Origin of the sequence: Pantoea sp. JK (genome assembly GCF_026130245.1) — a bacterium.
In the GTDB taxonomy this organism is placed as follows: domain Bacteria; phylum Pseudomonadota; class Gammaproteobacteria; order Enterobacterales; family Enterobacteriaceae; genus Pantoea; species Pantoea trifolii.
The window spans coordinates 1-21,510 of record NZ_JAINFN010000010.1; the positions used below are offsets into that span (position 1 = coordinate 1).

16 protein-coding genes, 1 tRNA gene and 1 pseudogene are annotated in these 21,510 nt (G+C 53.1%); 6 read left to right on the forward strand and 12 right to left on the reverse strand.

Going from position 1 to position 21,510, the window contains the following annotated elements; all coding sequences use genetic code 11:
- Both PanJK_RS24025 and PanJK_RS19440 read left to right on the forward strand, forming a co-directional pair.
- Window positions 1-88 (forward strand): IS3 family transposase (locus PanJK_RS24025; RefSeq protein ID WP_414858957.1); only part of this gene is annotated, 88 nt, incomplete at its 5' end.
- A gap of 34 nt (window positions 89-122) precedes the next feature.
- Window positions 123-1,004 (forward strand): annotated as a pseudogene (locus PanJK_RS19440) (IS3 family transposase); the annotation flags it as partial.
- Between the two features lie 3 nt (window positions 1,005-1,007).
- Here PanJK_RS19440 and PanJK_RS19445 read toward each other — a convergent pair.
- The 4 genes from PanJK_RS19445 to PanJK_RS19460 all read right to left on the reverse strand — a co-directional run bounded on the left by PanJK_RS19445 (window position 1,008) and on the right by PanJK_RS19460 (window position 4,033).
- A complete protein-coding gene (locus PanJK_RS19445; protein WP_256696938.1) occupies window positions 1,008-1,667 on the reverse strand; it encodes a phage integrase central domain-containing protein in 660 nt (219 codons plus the stop codon).
- 214 nt (window positions 1,668-1,881) lie between these two features.
- Window positions 1,882-1,958 (reverse strand) — tRNA-Pro (locus PanJK_RS19450).
- A gap of 70 nt (window positions 1,959-2,028) precedes the next feature.
- Window positions 2,029-3,783 (reverse strand): LPS biosynthesis-modulating metalloenzyme YejM, encoded by a 1,755-nt coding sequence (yejM, locus tag PanJK_RS19455; RefSeq protein ID WP_256696937.1) that lies wholly within the window; start codon window positions 3,781-3,783, stop codon window positions 2,029-2,031.
- A gap of 22 nt (window positions 3,784-3,805) precedes the next feature.
- The gene (locus PanJK_RS19460; protein WP_036648480.1) at window positions 3,806-4,033 is read right to left on the reverse strand and encodes a YejL family protein; all 228 of its coding nucleotides are present in this window, start codon (window positions 4,031-4,033) and stop codon (window positions 3,806-3,808) included.
- 158 nt (window positions 4,034-4,191) lie between these two features.
- Between PanJK_RS19460 and yejK the strand changes: the two genes are divergently transcribed.
- Entirely contained in the window at window positions 4,192-5,196 is a 1,005-nt protein-coding gene (yejK, locus tag PanJK_RS19465) for a nucleoid-associated protein YejK (RefSeq protein ID WP_256696936.1), read from the forward strand.
- Window positions 5,197-5,231: 35 nt separating this feature from the next.
- Here yejK and PanJK_RS19470 read toward each other — a convergent pair whose 3' ends face one another.
- The 3 genes from PanJK_RS19470 to PanJK_RS19480 form a co-directional block, all read right to left on the reverse strand.
- Window positions 5,232-9,044, reverse strand: coding sequence for a S6 family peptidase (locus PanJK_RS19470; RefSeq protein WP_265302219.1), 3,813 nt, complete (start codon window positions 9,042-9,044; stop codon window positions 5,232-5,234).
- Window positions 9,045-9,261: 217 nt separating this feature from the next.
- Complete coding sequence (rplY, locus tag PanJK_RS19475; RefSeq protein ID WP_256696934.1) at window positions 9,262-9,546, reverse strand: 50S ribosomal protein L25; 285 nt, start codon at window positions 9,544-9,546, stop codon at window positions 9,262-9,264.
- Between the two features lie 131 nt (window positions 9,547-9,677).
- On the reverse strand, window positions 9,678-11,432 hold the full coding sequence (locus PanJK_RS19480) for a DEAD/DEAH box helicase (RefSeq protein ID WP_265302222.1): 1,755 nt from the start codon (window positions 11,430-11,432) through the stop codon (window positions 9,678-9,680).
- 165 nt (window positions 11,433-11,597) lie between these two features.
- Here PanJK_RS19480 and rsuA point away from each other — a divergent pair, with 165 nt between their 5' ends.
- The 3 genes from rsuA (at window position 11,598) to PanJK_RS19495 (ending at window position 14,236) form a co-directional block, all read left to right on the forward strand.
- Window positions 11,598-12,320 (forward strand): 16S rRNA pseudouridine(516) synthase RsuA, encoded by a 723-nt coding sequence (gene rsuA / locus PanJK_RS19485; protein ID WP_061717809.1) that lies wholly within the window; start codon window positions 11,598-11,600, stop codon window positions 12,318-12,320.
- A 12-nt stretch (window positions 12,321-12,332) separates the two neighbouring features.
- On the forward strand, window positions 12,333-13,526 hold the full coding sequence (locus PanJK_RS19490) for a Bcr/CflA family multidrug efflux MFS transporter (RefSeq protein WP_256696931.1): 1,194 nt from the start codon (window positions 12,333-12,335) through the stop codon (window positions 13,524-13,526).
- Window positions 13,527-13,909: 383 nt separating this feature from the next.
- Window positions 13,910-14,236: a hypothetical protein gene (locus tag PanJK_RS19495; protein ID WP_008105027.1), complete on the forward strand. Its 327-nt coding sequence runs from the start codon at window positions 13,910-13,912 to the stop codon at window positions 14,234-14,236.
- On the opposite strand, the gene yejF is transcribed toward PanJK_RS19495, so the two are convergent.
- The 5 genes from yejF to PanJK_RS19520 form a co-directional block, all read right to left on the reverse strand.
- Window positions 14,230-15,819, reverse strand: coding sequence for a microcin C ABC transporter ATP-binding protein YejF (gene yejF, locus PanJK_RS19500; RefSeq protein WP_265302227.1), 1,590 nt, complete (start codon window positions 15,817-15,819; stop codon window positions 14,230-14,232). The genes PanJK_RS19495 and yejF overlap by 7 nt on opposite strands.
- Window positions 15,820-16,842, reverse strand: a complete 1,023-nt coding sequence (locus PanJK_RS19505; RefSeq protein WP_265302230.1) for an ABC transporter permease — start codon at window positions 16,840-16,842, stop codon at window positions 15,820-15,822. It abuts the gene before it with no gap.
- A complete protein-coding gene (locus tag PanJK_RS19510) occupies window positions 16,842-17,933 on the reverse strand; it encodes a microcin C ABC transporter permease YejB (protein WP_265302232.1) in 1,092 nt (363 codons plus the stop codon). The genes PanJK_RS19505 and PanJK_RS19510 overlap by 1 nt, the downstream gene beginning before the upstream one ends.
- Window positions 17,934-17,943: 10 nt before the next feature.
- On the reverse strand, window positions 17,944-19,752 hold the full coding sequence (locus PanJK_RS19515) for an extracellular solute-binding protein (RefSeq protein WP_265302234.1): 1,809 nt from the start codon (window positions 19,750-19,752) through the stop codon (window positions 17,944-17,946).
- Window positions 19,753-19,817: 65 nt separating this feature from the next.
- Window positions 19,818-21,383, reverse strand: coding sequence for a cyclic di-GMP phosphodiesterase (locus tag PanJK_RS19520; RefSeq protein WP_265302235.1), 1,566 nt, complete (start codon window positions 21,381-21,383; stop codon window positions 19,818-19,820).
- Between the last annotated feature and the right edge of the window lie 127 nt (window positions 21,384-21,510).

Below are 21,510 nucleotides of genomic sequence, written 5' to 3' on the forward strand. Positions count from 1 at the left end.
TTATATCGAAGTGTTCTACAACCGGACCCGACGCCACAGCCACTTGGGAGGCGTCAGTCCAGAGGCCTTCGAAAAGGCCTCGTCGTGAGGACAGCGAATGTCTACGGGAATGGGGTCACTCCAAACAATTCTCGCTAATCAGCGAACTCAGGGCGCGTTATCCTGTGGCGCTGCTATGCCATGTGTTTGGAGTCCACCGAAGCAGTTTTAAATACTGGCGATGTCGTCCTGCTGAACCCGATGCTGAGCGGGTACAGCTGCGCAGTCTGGTCCGGGAGCTACACAGTGCCAGCCACGGCTCGGCGGGCACCAGAAGCATTGCGGCAATGGCAACGCTCAGTGGTCGCAGGATGGGACGCTGGCTTGTCCGGCGGCTGATGAAGGAAGCAGGCTTAGTCAGTTGCCAGCAACCAAAGCACAGATATAAGCGAGGAGGCCAGGAACATGTTGCCATCCCAAACGCGCTTGATCGCCAGTTTGCTGTAGCGGAACCCAACAAAATCTGGTGTGGCGATGTCACTTATATCTGGAGCGGCAAACGCTGGGCTTATCTTGCCGTTGTCCTCGACTTGTTTTCCCGAAAACCAATCGGCTGGGCAATGTCATTCTCGCCCGACAGCAAACTGACCATGAAAGCGCTGGAAATGGCATGGGAAACGCGAGGAAGGCCATCTGGTGTGATGTTCCATAGTGATCAAGGCAGTCATTATACAAGCACGGAGTTCCGCCAGTTGCTGTGGAAATGCCGGATAAAACAGAGTATGAGCCGTCGTGGAAACTGCTGGGATAATAGCCCAATGGAACGGTTTTTCAGAAGCCTAAAAAACGAGTGGGTGCCGGTGACTGGTTATATTAACTTCAGCGAAGCAGCTCGTGCGATCACAGACTATATCGTCGGGTATTACAGCTCACTCAGGCCGCATGAATATAACGGTGGATTACCACCGAACGAATCGGAATACCGATACTGGAAAAACTCTAAAGCGGTGGCCAGTTTTAGTTGACCACTACAGTTCAGGTAAGAGGGCGGGGCGATGTTTTACTTTTGGCTTATGGAACGTCTTACCGATTTTTGTCGCTGGGTTTGAAGTGACTAAGCCAGAATTCAAAGCGTAATCCATAACCTCATTAATACGCTGACTCAACCTTTTAACAGTTTCGAGTCTGCCTGCAGCATGAGTTGGGCTAAGGGATCCGATGAACTGTTGGGCTGTAATGTTGGAAATAGGCATAGAGCCAATATGTGGGAACACATATTTACTCATTGAACGCCAGATATCGTTAAGAGTGTGAGTTGTTAATCCTGCTGCCTCTTTGGTCTTAAACCACTCAGCTGCAACTTTTTCAAACGTACTTTCACTCACACTCTTCTGACGAAGTTGCTCTGCCTTTTTATGCTCTTGAGGGTCAACGTCTTTGCTGAGAAGAGCGCGGGCTGATTCACGATTTTGGCGAGCTTCGGAAAGCGAAACGGAAGGGTATGAACCAAAGCTGATCATGGCCCGTTTACGAGTGAAGGGTTTGTAATAACGAAACCGCCAGAGTTTTGAGCCTCCGGGAGTTACCTGCAGTTCCAGACCATCCCCGTCATAAAGAACCAATGCTCGTTCAGCAGCTTTGGCGTTCTTCACTTCGGTATTGTTTAAGGGCTTGGTCTGTCTTGCCATAAGCAGTCTCCATTCTGTTCCTCGGAAGGCTTAGGCATATCAAAAGGCAGTCTTAGAAACGTATGCCCATGAGTATGCCTAAATCAGGTGGATTCCACTGTATCAATCAGGATTTCACTAGACAACAGAAAAACAGCAGGTTTCAACAACCTACTGTTTAAACTGTTTTTTATGGTTCTCTCTGGACTTCACCAGACAAAACGTTGGGAGAATTTGGTCGGCACGAGAGGATTTGAACCTCCGACCCCGGACACCCCATGACCGTGCGCTACCAGGCTGCGCTACGTGCCGAACGTGGAAGAATATTACTGTTTCCGCGCACGATTGCAATATGAGCAGCATTTAACTGCCTCATAATTAATCAGTTTGCGACGAATCGCTTCTCTTCCGTCAATACCTGCAGCAGCAACGCCAGCTGCGGTTTATGATCTTTTAGCTTATGACCCTGCGCATCGTAAGCGCTGTAGCTGCCATTGTTATTCAGCACCAGCGTCACGGTTGGCGTGGTCACTACCAGCTTGCCATCTTCGCTGCTCGCCACCCAATCGTGGCTGCGTTGCGCGGCAAACAGGTCTTCACCCTGCGAGAAGTTGGCGGGGTTGGTGCGCACGTGCAGCAGACGCTGCATTAGCGTGGTCATCACGTCCTGCTGATCGGTCAGGCGATCGATGGTTTGCGCGGGCGTATTCGGCCAATGCACCACCAGCGGCACCTGCAGGGTCGCGCGATTACCTGGATTGTCATCGTTGCTATCCAGATTGACCGCACGCTGCGCCGTAATCACCACCACGGTATTTTTCAGCAAATCGCGATCCTGCAAGGTTTGCAGCACCGCATTAATCTGCTCATCGACACCGCTTGCCTGACGCGTATAGCTGCGCTGGCGCGCCTTCAGGTTGTCGCCATTGACCGTGACACCGTTCAGGGCAATCCACGAGAACCACGGCGCGCTGTTAGATCTCTGGCCGTTGAGCCAGTTTTGCCACTGCGTCACCGTGGTGCTATTCGGCTGGTTATCGGCCTGAGGCAGCGAATAGTCCGCTAATAAAGCCTGGCGATACAGCGGTTGGCTGAAGCCGTCTGATGAGAACAAGCCAAACTGATAACCTTGCGCATTCAGCGCATTGAGCAGAACGGAAGGCGTGCGTGACGCTAATACGCCATCCATATAGCTGGAAGAGATGCCGTAGAACAGGCCAAACAGCCCTTTTTCCGGCTGCACTCCCGCGCTGTAATGCTGGGTGAAGCGCACGTTTTCGCTGGCGAATTGATGAAGCGACGGCAGCGCTTTATCGACGGTGGCGTTATTCAGGCCATCAACCGTCAGCACCAGCAGATTGTGGCGCGTACCGCCATCACGGAAGGTTATGTCACTCAGCGGATACTGCACTGACAACGCTTCAGGATCGCCTTGCTGCACCAGACGGCGCTGATACTCTTGCGCATCCAGCAAACCGTGACGCTCAAGGAAGCGACGCGCGGTCATGGGATAGGAGAGCGGCAGATTGGCGCGCTGCATGGTAATCGGGCGATAGAAGTTAGCATCCGCCCAGATATACAGCAGATGGCTGGCGAAGAAGGCGCTGATAAACAGGGCCGCCAGCGGCTTACCGAACGAACGCCGATTAAGGCTGCGCAGCTTTTGCCAGCTCCAGGTCGCGAACAGCATCTCGACGAGGAAAATCAGCGGCACGCTGATAAACATCAGTTGCCAGTCGCGCGCCATCTCGCTTTGATCGGGGTTAATCACCAGCTCCCACACCACCGGATTAAGATGCAAGTGGAAGCGGCTAAATACCGCACTGTCGACCATGATCAGCGTCAGCCCGGCGGTGGCGATAATCGCCGACAGCACCCTGAGCAATCGCTGTGACATCACCACAAAGGTGAGCGGGAAAATGATCAGCAGATAGCCCGCGAAGACAATGAAACTGAAATGACCGATCCAGCTGGTAAAGGCATAGATACGTCCCGCGAGCGACGCGGGCCAGTCGGCGACCAACAGGTAGCGGCTGCCTAATATAAACGCGAAGATAATATTAAACAGGGCAAACCAATGCCCCCAGCTGATCATCTGGGAGACTTTTTCGCGGTAGCGCTGCCGGTTGGTTACCATATTATGAGGTCAAATCTGCATATTAATGAGCGTTATCGTCGCGTACGGATGACTGCAACGCATCCGCGAAAGATCGTGCCAGAGTGCGGCGTTGAGCCGGTGAAACGCTGGTATTGATCAAGTTAGTTACCATGTTACCCAATACCATTAGGGAAAGGTCGGTTGGCGCTTTGTCTTTTTCAAGAATCTGCGCCATCTCTGCGAGGAGCTTTTCCACGCGTTCGTCACTGTAACGGGATGATTGTGGCATATCGTCGTCTAATCAAGGGTGAAAAGGCGGTATATTACCGTAACAACGCACTTTTTTCCGCAATTTTATCGCAAGCAGAGCGATCAGTTTGTGCTGGCAGTTGAAAGCGGCTGCAGGCGGTGTTTGAATACGCGCCTGAGCTAAAAGGAGAGTCTACCATGAGTCTGGATATCGACCAGATTGCCCTGCATCAGTTAGTCAAACGTGATGAAAACCAGCTGGAACTGGTACTGCGCGACACTTTGCTGCCTGCGACCCGCGCGGTTGAAGAGATGGCAGAAGAGCTGCATCGGGTTTACAGCGCCAAAAGCAAAGCCTACGGCCTGTTTAACGAGGACAGTGAACTGGCCGATGCGTTGCGTAACTGCCGCAAAGGGGAAGATGACTTTCTGGCATTTAGCCGTGCGGCAACCGGACGTCTGCGCGATGAGCTGGGTAAATATCCGTTTGCGGAAGGCGGCGTGGTGCTGTTTTTGCATTATCGCTATCTGGCGGTCGAGTATTTGCTGATTGCGGTACTGAACAGCCAGTCGAGCATGCGCGTTAATGAACAGCTGGATATCAGCAGCACCCATTATCTGGATATCAATCATGCAGATATTGTGGCACGTATTGATCTCACCGAGTGGGAAACCAACCCGGAATCGACCCGCTATTTGACCTTCCTGCGCGGTCGCGTCGGCCGTAAAGTGGCGGATTTCTTTATGGATTTTCTCGGTGCCAGCGTTGGTTTAGACACCAAAGCGCAAAACCGTGGCTTGCTGCAAGCGGTTGATGATTATTGTGCCGAATCAGATCTCGATAAAAACGAGCGCCAGAACTATCGTCAGCAGGTTTACACGTACTGCAACGATCAGCTGCAGGCCGGCGAAGAGATTGCGCTGCACGATCTCTCCAGCGAATTACCGCCATTAGGCGAAAAAACCTTCCAGGCGTTTACTCAGGAGCAGGGTTACGAATTGGAAGAGACCTTCCCAGCGGATCGCAGCACCTTGCGCCAGTTGACCAAGTTCGCAGGTAGCGGCGGTGGCTTAACCCTGAACTTCGATGCCATGCTGCTTGGCGAGCGCATCTTCTGGGATCCCACCACTGACACGCTTACTATCAAAGGTACGCCACCAAATCTGCGCGATCAGTTGCAACGTCGTACCAGCGGTAAATAAAAAAAGCCGGGTCACCAAAGTGCCCGGCTTTTTTATCAGAATGAATAGTTTATCCCACTGCTGATGAGTGAATCGGTGCGGAACTTGCCACCAAAGCTGTGTTTTGCACCAATATTTGCTGACCAGTTGTCGCTGATTTTCCCTTCCAGACCCAGATGAACCCGGTAACGATCGTCATCCAGCGCACCATACACGCGTCGGCTGTGGCGATCCTCAAGAGTCAGTGAAGAGGCAGAACTGCCCGGTGAAAACTGTTTTTCAACGGTTGCGCTGAATCGCACCCTTGGTAGCAGCGCACCCAGCCCCTGCTTGCTGACTTCAATACCCGGCGCGAGTCCCCACGGCATGGCTGAACTCAGGGCAATGCTGGCATCTCGGCTTTCAAGCTTGTAACCCGGTAAATAGCCGGCGCTGGCCTTCACATAAGGCGACAGCGTGAACGATGTGTCCAGCAGAGGGAAGGATTTACCCAGTTTTGCACTGCCGCCCAGCATATGGCTGGTTTTTGAGGTGCTTTCCACTCCCAATACCGGGTCAAGGTTGATGTCCTGACGCAGGTGCAGGTAGCTGGCAGCAAGATCCATAAACCATCCATCTTCGCTCATGCCGCTTGCATACAGACCCAGAGTACTCAGCTTATGGCTGACGCTGGCTTCATCCCTGGCATTTCCCTGGCTGTAACTGGCGGTGACGCCGTACAGCCAGGCATCCGCTTGCGTATCGGCGCCTATCTGCAGCTTACTGTCCTTTAACGTTACGCTATCCATACTGCCGCGATTCTGGCTAAGGCTGGCCCATGCACCGCTGTCTTCATGGCTACCGCGCAGCAGCTGAGCGCGATCGGTTAGCATGTTGCTGATTTCACTGAACAGGTAATGACGCGAAGCGAGCAGGGCGCGAGTACTCTGCACCAGCGGCTGATTATCAATGACGTCAAACCAGTCTTCAGCAGTACCCGGTTTTGGCGTGATCTCAGGCTCAGGTTTTACTTCAGGCTCAGGCTTCACTTCGGGTTCAGGCTTAATTTCGGGTTCTGGCTCGGGGTTAGTTACCGGATCGGGATCGGTTACCGGATCGGGGGGCAGCACCGGATCGGGCGTTTTGACAATGATCCATTTCACGCGACCATTCTCTTCCACAACCTGATGATCGGCGGTATACAGCGAGAACCCGCGTTTGACCGGAGGTAGCGTGAAATAATCATGCGCGGTACCGGCGGGTGCGTTGACCAGCACGATCTCTTTTGCGATGCGGTTGGGGAAGGTTTCGCCCAGCATAAAACCGAGATCGAGGGTGTTGCTGCCGCCCTGCGCGCTGGAACCAATGTATAAGCTGTCGCTGATGGCGGATTGTGGCGCGATACCGAAACCAAGCTGCAGGTTATTTGCCGTCAGATGTTCAACAGAGAGCAGCTTCGGCGTCCAGGCCATTTCATCTGCAGAAAGCAGGGAAATGATACCGCCTTTACCTGCATCCAGCCGATGCACGCGGCTGTTACCGTTCATGTTCCAGAACGTCTCACTGCTCAGGGTCATTCGCGCTGCGTGACTGTCGTTGATGTGGCCGTGATAATTGACCTTGCCAAGGTGGAGCGCAGCGTTATCACCCAGCGTGATATTGCCTTCGACTGTACTGGCGGGAAGAAAGCGCAATTCTTCAGCGTTTCGCTGTGCAACTTTACAGCTGCCTTTGCTGCTCTGAACCGGCGAGGTGCAGCGTAAGATCTGATCCTCATCCTGCGCATCAGAATTGTAGCCAAGGATAAGCTGGCTGTTATCACCGGCCTGAATATCGGTTTTAACCTGCGCGTATTCACCCACCTGGAAGCGAGCGCCACTGGCGACCACTACGTTATTGGCTGAGAAAGAAGAGGCATACCAGTCATCGTCAATAATCAGGCCACCGGCATGAGGAACGGGCTGGCCGGAAAGTAATAGTGTGCCATTGTTGACGTTAATATTACCATTGAGATTCGCCCCGCCGACTAATGCCAGGTTGGCACTGGCTAGAGTGGGTGAAAAGGTAAAGTCCAGTTTCCCATTAACAGCGGATTTTTCGTCTGCTCCCAGAAACCCCCTATACACCAAGTGGTTCAGTTCTTTAGCGCGATATTCCTGCGCCTCGTGAGAATCAAATCCAATGTACTTCCAATAGTAGTTGTCTTTCTGATCGGTCGGTAACCAGCTATATCTGGGCATCTTTAACTGAAAATATTCCAGGCGCTTTGATTTGTCATTATAACCTTCATAAATGTCGCCTACATTACCTGCAGCTGCAAGTCCCTGCCACTCCTGAAGAGTAATATCTTTAGGATCGAATCCGGTTAGTGTTAATACTGAGTTGTTGTTCAAGTGTGGGTTAATGATTGAAGCGCCGCTGTCTGTATGATTAATCTGCCTCATGGTCAGACTATTACCATTTAAATCTAGCTTACCCCCTCGATATCCAAAGAAGATATTATTCGCATCAACTTGCTCAGCACTATTCATTATTACAGTTGGGCGACCGCTGGTAATATATATACGCGAAAATGCTTGCCGATTTCCCTGCGTATCTTTTTGTTGATCCAAAATGACGGTGCCATCACCGATGTTCAAACCTCCTTCATTGACTCCTTTAGCACTAATATGCAGTATGCCGCCGCCAATTTTATGCAGGTCGTCATCTTTTAGGCCATTAACCTGCCACAGAACGGTTTTATCTTCATCGACTTCAACGCCGCCGCCCACCCAAGTGGCATCAACACCATCGGCAGACTTGAGCGTGTAATTACTAGAGAACTGCAGTTTACCCGCTCCGAGGTTGACAGCATTGGTGAGGATAATGTCGCCACCTGCTCCATTGAAACGTATATCTTTGGTGGCGTCGAGTTCAGTTTCAAGGGCAGAAGCAGGTGCAATGTGACGATATTTTTTATCCAGTCCCTGCCAGCTCCAGTTTTGATTAAGCTGCTCAATATTCGTATCGTTCCAGTAAATTGCTCCTGCATTGGCAACGTCTAATACATCAGGCGATATATTAGCTGTAATAACCGAGTCAAAATAGTTATCGGGTATGAGTGTTCCTATACTCTTTCTACCGTATCCCGTTGTTCCACCATAGTGACCAAAAAGTTCCGCCGCGAGCTTCCATTTTTTATCGATATTATCGTAGACGTAAATGGGGCTTCCACTGTCTCCTTGTACTGAAGCGTTTGCGAGTGGTGAAGAGAGTGGATGGTCGGGTGAATGGTGGACCCAATACATATCGCCTTTTGCAAAAGTAATAATATTGGGATTGATAGGACCGCCAGCCAACCAACTACCAGAGTCAGCAACCCAAGATGTTTTGCTTTGATCATCCGTAACGACAAGCATTTCCCCAGCGCCAACACGAACATAAGCGATGTAACGAGTGCCATGACCACGCAATAATTCACTCATTTCAACACGTTCAGCAGGTGCAGTTTCAGTTACTACCTTATTTAATCGAGGCAGATAAAAATCCGCAATACCATGATCGTTGCGATTAATAAAGAGATAGTGAGTTGAAAACTCTGAAGGACCGCCGAAATGAGAACCAGATTTTCCCTTAACATGTGCCGCACCCATCACATATGACGGAGCAGTTAATGTCGTGTACCCTCGTCGTGAAACACTGCTCAGATCTGGCATAGAGAAATTAAGCAAACCATCCAGTTCACCATTCTTCTTAAAGATGGGAATGTTGCTGACTCCAGGACGAAACTTTCCCATGTTTTCAGCAAAATCACGATAATCCTGAATGTTGGTGTCATGTCGCATTATGCTTGCCGATGAAGAGAGACAAACAAAGAGTGTGCCGCACCATAGCAATTTTCTTTTTTGCATATGAATTCCTTTTGAATTAATTCCTGTGCATGTGGTAATGCCGGAATATTCCATCAGAATTCATCTTTTTCTCGCAAAGAAATGTCTTGAAAACAACTGAAAATAATGTGGATACAATGGTTATGGGTACAGTGAGAGAGGATTTTGGAAGAATGTTAAGACAAAATAAAAGGGCCGGTTTCGCAACCGGCCCTTCTACTTACAACTCATTTCGCGATTAAGCGCGAATGAAGTCGATATGGAACAGTTTTGGCTTGAACGGATGACGCTGTACCGCCTGAGCTTTAACTTTAACTTCTTTACCATCAACCGCGATGGTCAGCACTTCGCTGTAGAACTCAGGTTTAACCTGCACGTTCATTACAGCGTCGTGGTCCAGTTCGATAGCAACTGGTGCTTCATTTCCGCCATAGATGATGGCTGGGAATTTGTTTGCTACACGCAGGCGGCGGCTCGCACCCTTACCCTGGTCTTTACGTACTTCAGCGTTAATAGTGAACATTTGATGTCTCTTCAATAGTTCCTGCTACAGGCGACCCAGCAACAGGACGGTTATTCAAACTGCTTTTACGGATGCAAAAGCGGGCGGCATTATAGCCTCAATGGTGCCGCAGGGGCAAATGATTCCGCCGCTTATCGCAGCTCATTGGCGCGGCGGTAACGGCCCTGATAATCGAACATTTTTTCGCGGATCTGCCAGAAATGGCCTTTGGCGCGCGCCACCACGAAGTCCGGATGGCGTAATAAAGGCTGTAAGGCGATGACATCTGCTGCGGTTTGCCAGCCGAGTTCCACGCCCGGTGCGCGCTGATGCGGACGCATAAACAGCTGCTCAAAGGCTTTACGTTGCGCTGGCGTTTGCAGGCGAAAACGCTCGCTGACGCTGGTGCCATCCTCATCGAAATAGGTGGCTTTCAGCCATTCACCTTTGTCATCGCGTCCTTGCTCCAGCACCATGCCAGCACAGCGCAACACGCGCGCATCTTTCAGTTTCAGCGCGGCTTTCAGCATGTCATCCGGGTCGACCAGAATTTTGTCGCATTGATTGCAGCGCCGCGCGGCGATGTCATTCTCGGCGCCGCAATCCGGGCAGCTTTTAAAGCGGAAGCGGTAATCACACTGCTCGCGCTCGCCTTCATCATCTTCCAGCACGCCCTGACAGCGGCGACCAAAATGCTCAATGATGTGACCATCTTCAGTGGTTTTTCCCCAGAAGGTATTGGCGAAACCGCAGGCGGGACAGAACACCTGCACCGGCTGATTATCGCTGGCGCCTTTCGGTGCGCCGACTTCAGGGGTAAAAAGATCGTGTGGATTTCCAGCGTAATCCAGCACCAGACAATCGGTTTTGCCGGGCGACAGGCGTAAACCGCGACCGACAATCTGTTGATAGAGGCTGACGGATTCGGTGGGGCGCAGAATGGCGATCAAATCAACGTGGGGCGCGTCAAAGCCGGTGGTCAGAACTGCAACGTTGACGAGGAACTTCAGCTGCTGCGCTTTAAATTCAGCAATCAAGCGGTCGCGATCTTTCACCGCCGTTTCCGCCGAGACCAGCGCGCTGTTTTCGGGCAGCAGCGTGAGGATTTCACGGGCATGCTCCACAGTGGAGGCGAACACCATCACGCCGCGCCGATCTTCAGCAAACTCAACAATCTGCCGGATAATATGCGGCGTCACGCGATGTTGTTGTTTCAGCTCGCGGTTGAGCTCGGCTTCGCTAAATAGCCCATTATTCTGCGGGACTAGACGGCTAAAATCGTACTGCACCACCGGCATATCTAAGCGCTCCGGCGGTACCAGAAAGCCGTGTTTGATCATATAGCGCAGCGGCAGTTCATAAATGCAGTCGCGGAACAGCGCTTTCTCATCACCGCGCATCATGCCGTGATAGTGGAACTGGTAAATCCAGCCTTTGCCGAGACGGAAGGGCGTGGCGGTCAAACCCAACAGTCGCAACTGCGGATTATGCTGCCGCAGGTGGGTGAACAGCAGCTGATACTGGCTCTCTTCGTTATCGCTGATGCGATGACACTCATCGACGATCACTAGCGAAAAGGCGCTGTCGAAGCGATCAAGATTGCGCGCCACCGACTGCACGCTGCCAAATACCACTTTGCTTTCGCTCTGCTTGCGCTGCAAACCGGCGGCGAAGATGTCGGCTTGCAGGCCATACGCCTGATATTTACTGTGATTCTGCTCCACCAGCTCTTTCACGTGGGCCAGCACCAATACTCGTCCGCGCGCTAACCGCGCCAGTTCAGCAATCACCAGGCTTTTACCCGCGCCGGTCGGCAGCACAATCACCGCAGGCGTGGTATGGCGGCGAAAGTGGTTAAGCGTGGCGTCAACCGCCTCTTGTTGGTATGGGCGCAGGGTGAATGACATCGGGGCAAACTTTTTTTGGAACGGACGCGCATTATGGCATGAAAGCCAGTTAAACGCAGGTTCACTACTGTTAGCAGTCTAAGGATCAAGCTATACTGCCCACACTTTCTTAACGGACAAAAACACCGTTTCAGTTTCCCCCGCAGTAACAGGCAAAGCGAATTCATGCGACTCGAAAAATTCATATCTCAGCAACTGGAAGTTAGCCGTGCTATCGCCGGACGCGAAATCCGCGCCAAAAAAGTCACCATTAACGGCGAAGTCGTGCGCGATGCGGCTTACAAGGTATTGCCAGACGATGAAGTCGAATACGACGGCAATCCACTGGTGGTGCAGCAAGGTCCGCGCTACTTCATGCTGAACAAGCCGCAGGGTTACGTCTGCTCAACCGACGATCCCGATCATCCTACCGTGCTGTTCTTTATCGAAGAACCTGCGGCGTTCAAGCTGCATGCGGCGGGACGTCTCGATATCGACACCACCGGTTTGGTGCTGCTGACCGACGATGGTCAATGGTCACACCGTATTACCTCCCCGAAGCATCACCTGGAAAAAACCTATCTGGTGGAAGTCGAAGAGCCGATCGATCCAGAACTGGTTGAGAAGTTCGCTGCCGGTGTACAGCTGCACAATGAAAAAGAGCTCACCAAACCGGCGGTGCTGGAGATTCTTGATGAGAAAGCGGCACGCTTGACCATCAGCGAAGGGCGCTATCATCAGGTCAAACGCATGTTTGCGGCGATGGGTAACCATGTCTCGGCGCTGCATCGCGAACGTATTGGTGACATCGAACTCGATGAAGATCTCGGTGAAGGTGAATATCGTGAATTGACGCAGCAAGAGGTCGACAGCATCGGCCTGCCAGAAGAACTCAAACAACGCAAATAGCGGGAGAACGCGGTGCGCAAGGAAAAGAATTCTCCGGTTGGTTTAGTGGTCATCCTCGGATTGCTGGCGATGTTGATGCCGCTTTCGATTGATATGTATCTGCCGGCCATGCCGCAAATCGCCCATGAGTTTGCGGTTTCGGCGGGCAGCGTGCAGATGACGCTCAACCTCTACATCCTCGGTTTCGCCATTGGCCAGTTAGTGTATGGCCCACTGGCGGACAGCTACGGACGTAAACCGGTGATTGTGCTGGGCACGCTGATCTTTGCCTGCGCCGCTGCGGCTTGTGCGCTGTCACAAACTATCGACCAGCTGATCTTTATGCGCTTCCTGCACGGCTTATCGGCCGCCGCTGCCAGCGTCGTAATTAACGCCTTGATGCGCGATACCTACTCGAAAGAGGACTTCTCGCGCATGATGTCGTTTGTGATGCTGGTGACCACCATCGCACCGCTGCTGGCACCGATTATTGGTGGCTGGTTGCTGTTGCTGTGGAACTGGCACGCCATCTTCTGGACGCTAGCGGGTGCCGCGCTGATCACCACGATGCTGGTGGTGACGCAAATCCGTGAAACGCTCAAGCCCGAACAGCGGCAGCGTTTTCATCTGCGTACCACCCTGGGTAACTTCGTGGCACTGGTGCGCCACAAGCGTGCCTTCAGTTATATGCTGGCAAGCGGTTTCTCCTTTGCCGGATTATTCACCTTCCTCAATGCCGGTCCGTTTGTTTACATCGAAGTGAACCACGTTTCACCGCAGAACTTCGGCTACTACTTTGGTTTGAACGTGGTGTTCCTGTTCGTGATGACGCTGATTAATAGCCGTGCCGTGCGCCGCTTTGGTCCGGTGAAAATGTTCCGTTTAGGATTGGTGATTCAGTTCGCGATGGGCGTTTGGCTGTTGATCTCCAGTGCGCTGGATTTAGGTTTTCTGTCGCTGGTGTTTGGCGTGGCGATGTTTATTGGCTGCGTCTCAACGGTATCGTCGAATGCGATGGCGGTGATTCTGGATGAGTTCCCGCACATGGCGGGCACGGCTTCTTCGCTGGCGGGCACGCTGCGTTTTGGTGTGGGTGCCTTAGTCGGCGCGCTGCTCTCATTAGTTAGCATTAACAGCGCCTGGCCGATGGTGGCTACGATTGCGCTGTGCGCCACCCTCTCGATTGTGCTGTTCACCTATGCTTCACGGCCTCAACAGCCAGCGTGATATCCCCCAAGGCCGCCATGAATGGCGGCCCTACATATCCTGAATCTTTTCGTAGGGTCGCCATTCATGGCGACCTGGCCTCTCTTAAATTTCTCCCCTCACTCGCTAATCCCCATTCATTCGTTATGCTTAATGTTTCCATCATGTGAAAATTTAGATGTAAAAAAGTAACGAGATTGCGTCTAAAATGATTGTTAACCGCAGCCGAACACGGTAAACATAGGAATAAATGTGAGAAGCCTCGCAAATTATAAATTGGTTACATGCTTTGTGCTGAAAACGAGAAGGCAGACTGAGTGGGTTTTCTGACCTAACCAGGTTGGGATTCACCACGTTGTGCCGTCGTCGTGAATAAAGTTAACGTCTCTGGGGGCCGTATATCTATGCTGCAACTTTCCGTTGTGCATCGCTTGCCACAACATTATCGCTGGTCGCTTGAACATGCAGGAGAAATTGAGCGTCAGGAAGCGGCGAATGGCGTGCATGCAGAAGATTTAGTGGTGCTGCGCCTGCTGAGCCACGATGGCCATCCGGCGCTGGAAATTCTGCACCAGCTGAAAGAAACGTTGGCGCAGATTCAGGTCGAGTGCAAAATCGCCCAGTGTGAAGGGCAACCTTGTCTGCTGATTCAACGCGATGACGAAAGCGCCACCAACTGCTGCCTGAAAAATCAGGGTGTCGCTATCGCCGAAACCTTCGATGGTCACTGACTCAGATCTTTTCCCTGCGCTGACGCCAGTAGCTGCCGCGTGTAATCGGCTGCTGGTGCGTTAAACAACGCTTCGCAATCACCTTGTTCCACCACTTCGCCCTGACGCAGCACAACCAGCTGATGGCAGAGCGCGCGTACCACCTGCAAATCATGACTGATAAACAGATAGGCGAGCTGATGCTGCTGCTGCAAACGACGCAGTAAGGTCAGAATTTGCTTCTGCACCGAGCGATCCAGTGACGAGGTGGGTTCATCCAGTACAATCAGCTGCGGCTCAAGGATCAACGCGCGAGCGATAGCGATGCGCTGGCGCTGACCGCCGGAAAACTCCGCCGGATAGCGCGAACGGCTGTCGGCATCGAGTCCCACTTCCTGCATCACCGCAATCACCTTGGCTTCCTGCTCCACATCGCTCAGTTCTGGGCGATGTACCGCTAAGCCTTCCGCAATCACCTGTTGCACCGTCATGCGCGGATTGAGTGAGGAATTGGGATCCTGAAATACCACCTGAATGCGCTGGCGCAGCGGCAATAACTGCTTTGGCGATAGCTGATGCAGCGGCTGATCCTCAAACCAGATCTCACCGCGCGCGGTGATTAAGCGCAGCAGCGCCAGGCCCGTAGTACTTTTACCCGAACCCGATTCGCCGACCAATCCCAGGCTTTCGCCGCGCCGTAGCGTAAAGCTAAGATCCTTGAGCGCCAGCGTCTCTGCCACGGTGCGACGCAGCAATCCACGCCGGATCGGGAAACCAACCTGCAGATTCTTCACCTGCAACAGCGGTTTAGCATCCTGCAGCGGCACCGGTTGACCATCCGGCTCGGCGGCGATCAGCTCGCGCGTGTAGGGCTGCTGCGGCTGGCTAAACAGCAAATCGCAGCGATTGTGTTCCACACTGCGGCCATTTCTCATCACTGTGACGCTGTGCGCCAGCTGACGCACAATATTCAGGTTATGGGTGATGAACAGCATGCCCATGTTGAGTTCACGCTGCAGCTCGCGCAGCAGTTGCAGAATCTGTGCCTGCACCGTGACATCCAGCGCGGTGGTCGGTTCATCGGCGATCAGCAGCTTCGGCTGCGTCAGCAGCGCCATGGCGATCATCACGCGCTGTCGCTCACCGCCGGAAAGCTGGTGTGGAAAATCCTGCAAACGCGATGCCGCGTTACGAATGCCGACGCGATCCAGGCAGCTGAGCATTTCGCCCCGCGCGGCTTCGCGCCGCATCCCGCGATGCACCGACAGCACCTCATACAGCTGCTTTTCCACGTTATGCAGCGGATTGAGCGATACCATCGGCTCCTGAAAAATCATCGCCATCTGGTTGCCACGTAACCCGCGCAGGGTGCGTTCGCTGGCCTGCAAAATATCCTGACCGTTAAACAGGATTTCACCTTGCGGATAGTTGACCGGCGGCTGCGGCAATAAGCGCATGATTGACAGCGCGGTCACGCTTTTACCGGAACCGGATTCGCCCACCAGCGCCAGCGTTTCGCCGGCATCTATTTGCAGCGAAATGTCGTCCACCACGCGGCGATCCTGAAAGGCCACCGCCAGATGATTCACCGTTAACAGGCTCATTTAGCGTCCTCGGCTCGGGTCAAAGGCATCGCGTACCGCTTCGCCGATAAAGATCAGTAATGACAGCAGCAGGGCGAGGGCAAAGAAGCCCGCCAATCCCAGCCACGGTGCCTGTAAATTGTTTTTGCCCTGCAGCAGCAGCTCGCCAAGCGATGGCGATCCGACCGGCAAACCAAAACCAAGGAAGTCCAGCGAGGTTAACGTGGTGATTGAGCCGCACAGGATAAACGGCAGAAACGTCAATGTGGCGACCATGGCGTTTGGCAGCATGTGGCGCAGCATAATACGGCTGTCGCTGACGCCAAGCGCGCGTGCCGCACGAATGTAATCATAGTTACGGGCACGCAGGAATTCGGCGCGTACCACGCTCACCAGACTCATCCAGCCAAACACCACGGTAACCAGCAGCAGCCACCAGAAGCCGGGCTGAATCACGCTGGAGAGCAGAATCAGCAGGAACAGCGATGGCATGCCGGACCACACTTCAATCAGCCGCTGGCCGACCAAATCAATTCGGCCACCAAAGTAGCCTTGAACCGCGCCGACCACGATGCCAATCACGCTGGAGAACAGCGTCAGCATGATGCCGAACAGTAATGAGATGCGCGTGCCATACAGCAAGCGTGCCAGCACATCGCCGCCGTTGGCGTCGGTGCCGAGCCAGTTTTGCGCCGAAGGTGCAGAAGGGAAGGGCACATCGGTGGCAAAGTTAATGGTGCTGTCGCTAAAGCGAATCGGTGCCCAAATCGCCCAACCTTGCTGATCGATGCGCTGCTTCAGCCACGGATCCTGATAATCAGCGGGCGTAGAGAAATCACCGCCGTAATCACTTTCGCTGTAGTTGAACAGCAGCGGCATGTACCAGCGCTGCTGATAATGCACCAGCAGTGGTTTGTCGTTGGCCAGCAACTCAGCGCCCAACGACAGGACAAAAATGATCAGGAAAATCCACAGCGACCAGTAACCGCGACGGTTATGGCGAAAACGCTGCCAGCGCTGTTGGTTAACAGGAGATAAGCGCATCAGCGTCCCTCAAAATCAATGCGCGGATCGACCAGCGTGTAGGTCAGATCGCTGAGAATGTTCATCAGCAGGCCAATCAACGTGAAGATGTAAAGCGTGCCAAACATCACTGGATAGTCGCGCTGGATGGTAGCGTCGTAGCCGAGCAGGCCCAAACCATTGAGCGAGAACATCACCTCAATTAACACCGAGCTGGTGAAAAACATGCTGATAAAGGTGGCAGGAAAACCGGCGATCACCAGCAGCATGGCGTTGCGGAACACGTGGCCGTACAGCACGCGCTTCTCATCCAGCCCTTTGGCACGCGCGGTGACCACGTATTGTTTGCGGATCTCATCGAGGAAGGCGTTTTTGGTCAGCATGGTCAGCGTGGCGAAACCGCCAATCACCGTCGCCAGCACTGGCAGCGTGATGTGCCACAGGTAATCGGTGATTTTGCTGTACCACGGCAGCGCATCAAACTGTGGTGACGTCAGGCCGCGCAGCGGGAACCAGTCGAAGTAGCTGCCGCCGGCGAACAGCACAATCAGCATGATGCCGAACAGAAATGCCGGAATCGAATAGCCAATGATGATAAAGGTGCTGCTCCAGATATCGAAGGCGCTGCCGTTGCGCACCGCTTTTTTGATGCCTAACGGAATCGACACCAGATAAATGATCAAGGTGCTCCACAATCCCAAACTGATGGAGACCGGCAAACTCTCTTTGATCAGCTGCAGCACCGATGCGCTGCGGAACAGGCTGTCGCCAAAGTCAAAACGGATGTAGTTCCAAAGCATTTCGCCATAACGCTGCAGCAGCGGTTTATCGAAGCCGTAACGATGCTTAATTTCCGCGATCACTTCCGGATCAAGGCCGCGTGCGCCGCGATACTGGCTGTCGCCGGGATTGTCGCGCACCAGCGATCCGCGCGCGCCGCTGTCGCCACTGCCTGAACCGGGAATGCCAGTGCTGTGACCAAACTGCACGTTGGCTAACGCCTGATCCACCGGGCCGCCGGGCGCGATCTGCACAATAAAGAAGTTCAGGGTGATGATCGCCCACAGCGTGGGGATGATCAGCAGTAACCTGCGTAGAAAATAGGCTGCCAAACCGTGCTCCTCAGCGTCGATCGGCCGGCAATCGCCCGGCTTTGTTCACATCGTACCACCAGTTTTCCAGACCGGTAGCAAACGCGGGTTTAATCTCGGGATGGGAAAACTTGTCCCAATACGCCATGCGATCTTCCGCGCTGTACCACATCGGAATCATGTAGGCATTCCACAGCAGGATGCGATCCAGCGCCTGACCAAGCGGCAACAGCGCCTTCTCATCGCCCTGATGCTCCACGATCTGCTGGACAAAATGGTCGACGATGGGATCTTTCACGCGTGGCGTGTTCCATGAAGAGTTAATGAACTCAGACTGCCAGATAGTGCGCAAGCTGGTGGAGGGCCATGGCATCGCGTAATAGAGTGACGGAATCATGTCGTAGTCACCTTCGCGTAAACGCCGTAAATATTGCGAACTGTCAATCTGGCGCAATGTGACCTGGATGCCAAGCCGTTGCAGGCTGTGCTGGAACGGCAGCGCCCAGTCGTTTTGCGTGCCGCTGCGCATCAGTAATTCGAAACGGAACGGCTGGCCGGTTTTCACGTTCACCAGCTGCTGGTTTTTAATCTCCCAGCCCGCTTCTTTCAGCAGCTTCATGGCTTGCAACAGGTTGCCGCGATCGAAACCGCTGCCGTCGGAACGGGGCGGGGCATACTCATTGTTGAACACTTCCGCTGGCAGCTGCGCCTTGTACGGCGCCAGCAGAATCAACTGCTCGGCTTTGGGATAGCCAAGCGCTGCATATTCGGTGTTCTGGAAATAGCTGCGCGTGCGTTTATAAGCGCCGTAGAACAACGCTTTATTCATCCACTCAAAATCGAACGCCAGCGTAATGGCTTCGCGTACGCGACGATCGGCGAACAGCGGCTTTTCGTTGTTAAAGGCCAGCCAACGCGTGTCGGTGGAAACCGTGTTGGGAATGGTTGATTTGACGATGGCGTGACTATCAAAGTTGCGCCCGCGATATTGCGTGGCCCATTTTTTGGCTGAACTCTCTTCACGTAAATCGTAAGCACCGGCTTTAAAGGCCTCGAACGCCACGTTGTCATCGAGATAATAGTCATAACGCAGGGTGTCGAAGTTAAAGCGTCCGCGATTGACCGGCAGATTGGCCGCCCAGTAATCTTTCACCCGGCTGTACTGGATAAACTGACCCGATTTATACGAGGTGACGCGATAAGGCCCGCTGGCCAGCGGCGGATAACCAATCGGCTCATTAAACTTTTTGTTTTGCCAGAACTTTTCCGGAATAACCGGCAGCGTCAACCAGCTGAGAACCCGATCCTTGTCCGGCTTCGGCATGTCGATGCGCACGGTGAGGCGGTTAAGCGCTTTGACTTGCACGTCACGAAACGCCACGCGGAACTGCGGCACACCTTCCGTCATGAATTTCTGAAAAGTAAAAGCCACATCCTGCGCGGTAATCGGTGTTCCGTCCTGAAACTGTGCATGCGGATTGATCGACACTTCCATCCAGCGATAGTCGTCGGGATAGCGCGCCGATTCAGCGATCAGCGGATAGTAGCTGCCAGGTTCATCATCGGAGGTAGTAAACAGGCCGTCATACAGCGTATCAGTGCCAATGCCGGGATTGCCGCGCGAGGCGAAGCGATTGAAGTTGTCGTAGGTGCCGACCACCGCCAGTGTGATTTTGCCGCCTTTGGGTGCGGCGGGATTGGCGTAATCGTAGTGCGTGAAATTGACCGCATATTTCGGCTCGCCCAGTTTAGCAAAGGCATAGCTTTCGTTAATGGTTGCGGCATGCAGCGGCGCAATGGCGCTACAAAACAATAACGCTGTGACAAGACGCAGCAGCATAAGTGAGGCGATCTCCTGTGGTGTTCCGCACTTTATGGTAGCAGTTTCATGGGGTTCGCGTGATGCTAACTCAGTATGCGCTGGCGTTGGAAGTAACTGGCGAGTTTTTCAGGTCGTAGCGGCCGGCTAAACAGATAGCCCTGTAAATGTGTCACGCCGCGATTCACCAGCCATGCCGCCTGGTCGCCGGTTTCTACGCCTTCTGCCACGGTTTTCAGGTTGAGTTTTTTCGCCAACAGCAGCACCGCATCAAGAACCGGCGAGGTGACGGTTTCCGTACCAATGCTTTGCACAAATCCACGATCGATTTTCAGGTAATCGAAGGGATATTTTTCCAGATAGATCAGCGCACTGTGTCCGGTACCAAAATCATCAATCGCAATTTTAAAATGGTTTTCGTGCAGCCAGGCGAAGATCTCACCGGCGTTTTTCTCTCCCACCATGGTGCGTTCGGTAATCTCAAACACATAGTTGAAATGGTCCGCCGGCATGGCGTTAATCCATACCTGCACATCATGACGGAAACTCTCAGAGGCGAGATGCAGCGGCGAGAGATTGAGGCTCAGACGTGTGCCGCGCGGCAGTTGTTTACAGAGAAACTGTGCATCGCGAGCCACCAAGGTAAACAGATGCTGGGTGAGCGGAATAATCAGGTTTTGCGCTTCGGCGTAGCTAATAAAGGCATCCGGCGGAATCATGCCTTCAGTGGGATGCGTCCAGCGCAGCAGCGCTTCCACGCCGTATGGTTGTCCATCATGCGCGGTGACCAGCGGTTGGTATTCAACGTGAAACTGGCCACGTTTGATTCCCTGCATAATCTCTTTACCCGGACGCTGATGTCGAGTCAGCAATAGCCAACTCAAAGCGGAAACCAGTAAGGAAAATAATATCCCAGTCAGCAGCGTCAGTGAGTAATCGCGTGGCGCTAAAGTGCTGCCAAACAGTACAAAGTGTAGGTCGCTATTGTTAAAAGCTATTTCATGCAGCGATGCAGGCAAATCACTGGCGTGCACCACTTTGTTGCTGCCGCTGAGTAGCGCTTTATTGCCGATCACCAACGCCATGCCGGTGATTTCGGGATGATAGGAAGCCAGCAACTGATAAGGCGTCAGGCTGATGTTCATGGTGGCCAGAATGCCGGTCTCTGCCGAACCTGGATTTTTCAGCCAAAGCGCCAGCGCCGGTTTCGTTGGCAGCAATGGCGTGCCTTCCAGTAAGCGCATATCGCGATCGCGTTCCAGTTCAGATTCAGGCGATATCGCGTTGGCAGCCAACAAAAAACTGCCTGTTGCAGAAGAGCAGTAAGCATTACTGTCGCGGACCAGCAGGATGGCGCGGATATTTCCCGCAAACGCAGCGCGAGAAGTCAGCTCACGGCCGACGCTGCTGCAGGTTAATTGTGTGTATTGCTGCAGTGGATAAAGCGTATCCACCAGGGTTGTAATGACTTGTTGTAAATCGTCACGGCTGTGCGCCAGTAGTTGTTGGTGTTGCTGTACGCGTTTTTGCCAGGTCAGCGTTAACAGGACGGTGACAAACAGCAGAAAAAACAATGTGCCGATGATTACGCTACTCCAGGCGATGCGTCTTGAGTAGCTGGCGTGGTGTTTTAATGTCCCCGAAAGTGGCATGGAGTGTATTCCCCTTGTCTTGCCATTTTTTATTATGTTTATCACTTTGGTCATTACCCAGAGTCCTGCCGACATCGCTGTAATCACGGCGTCTGAAGGGCGATATTTGGGTATCAGGAAGTCAACG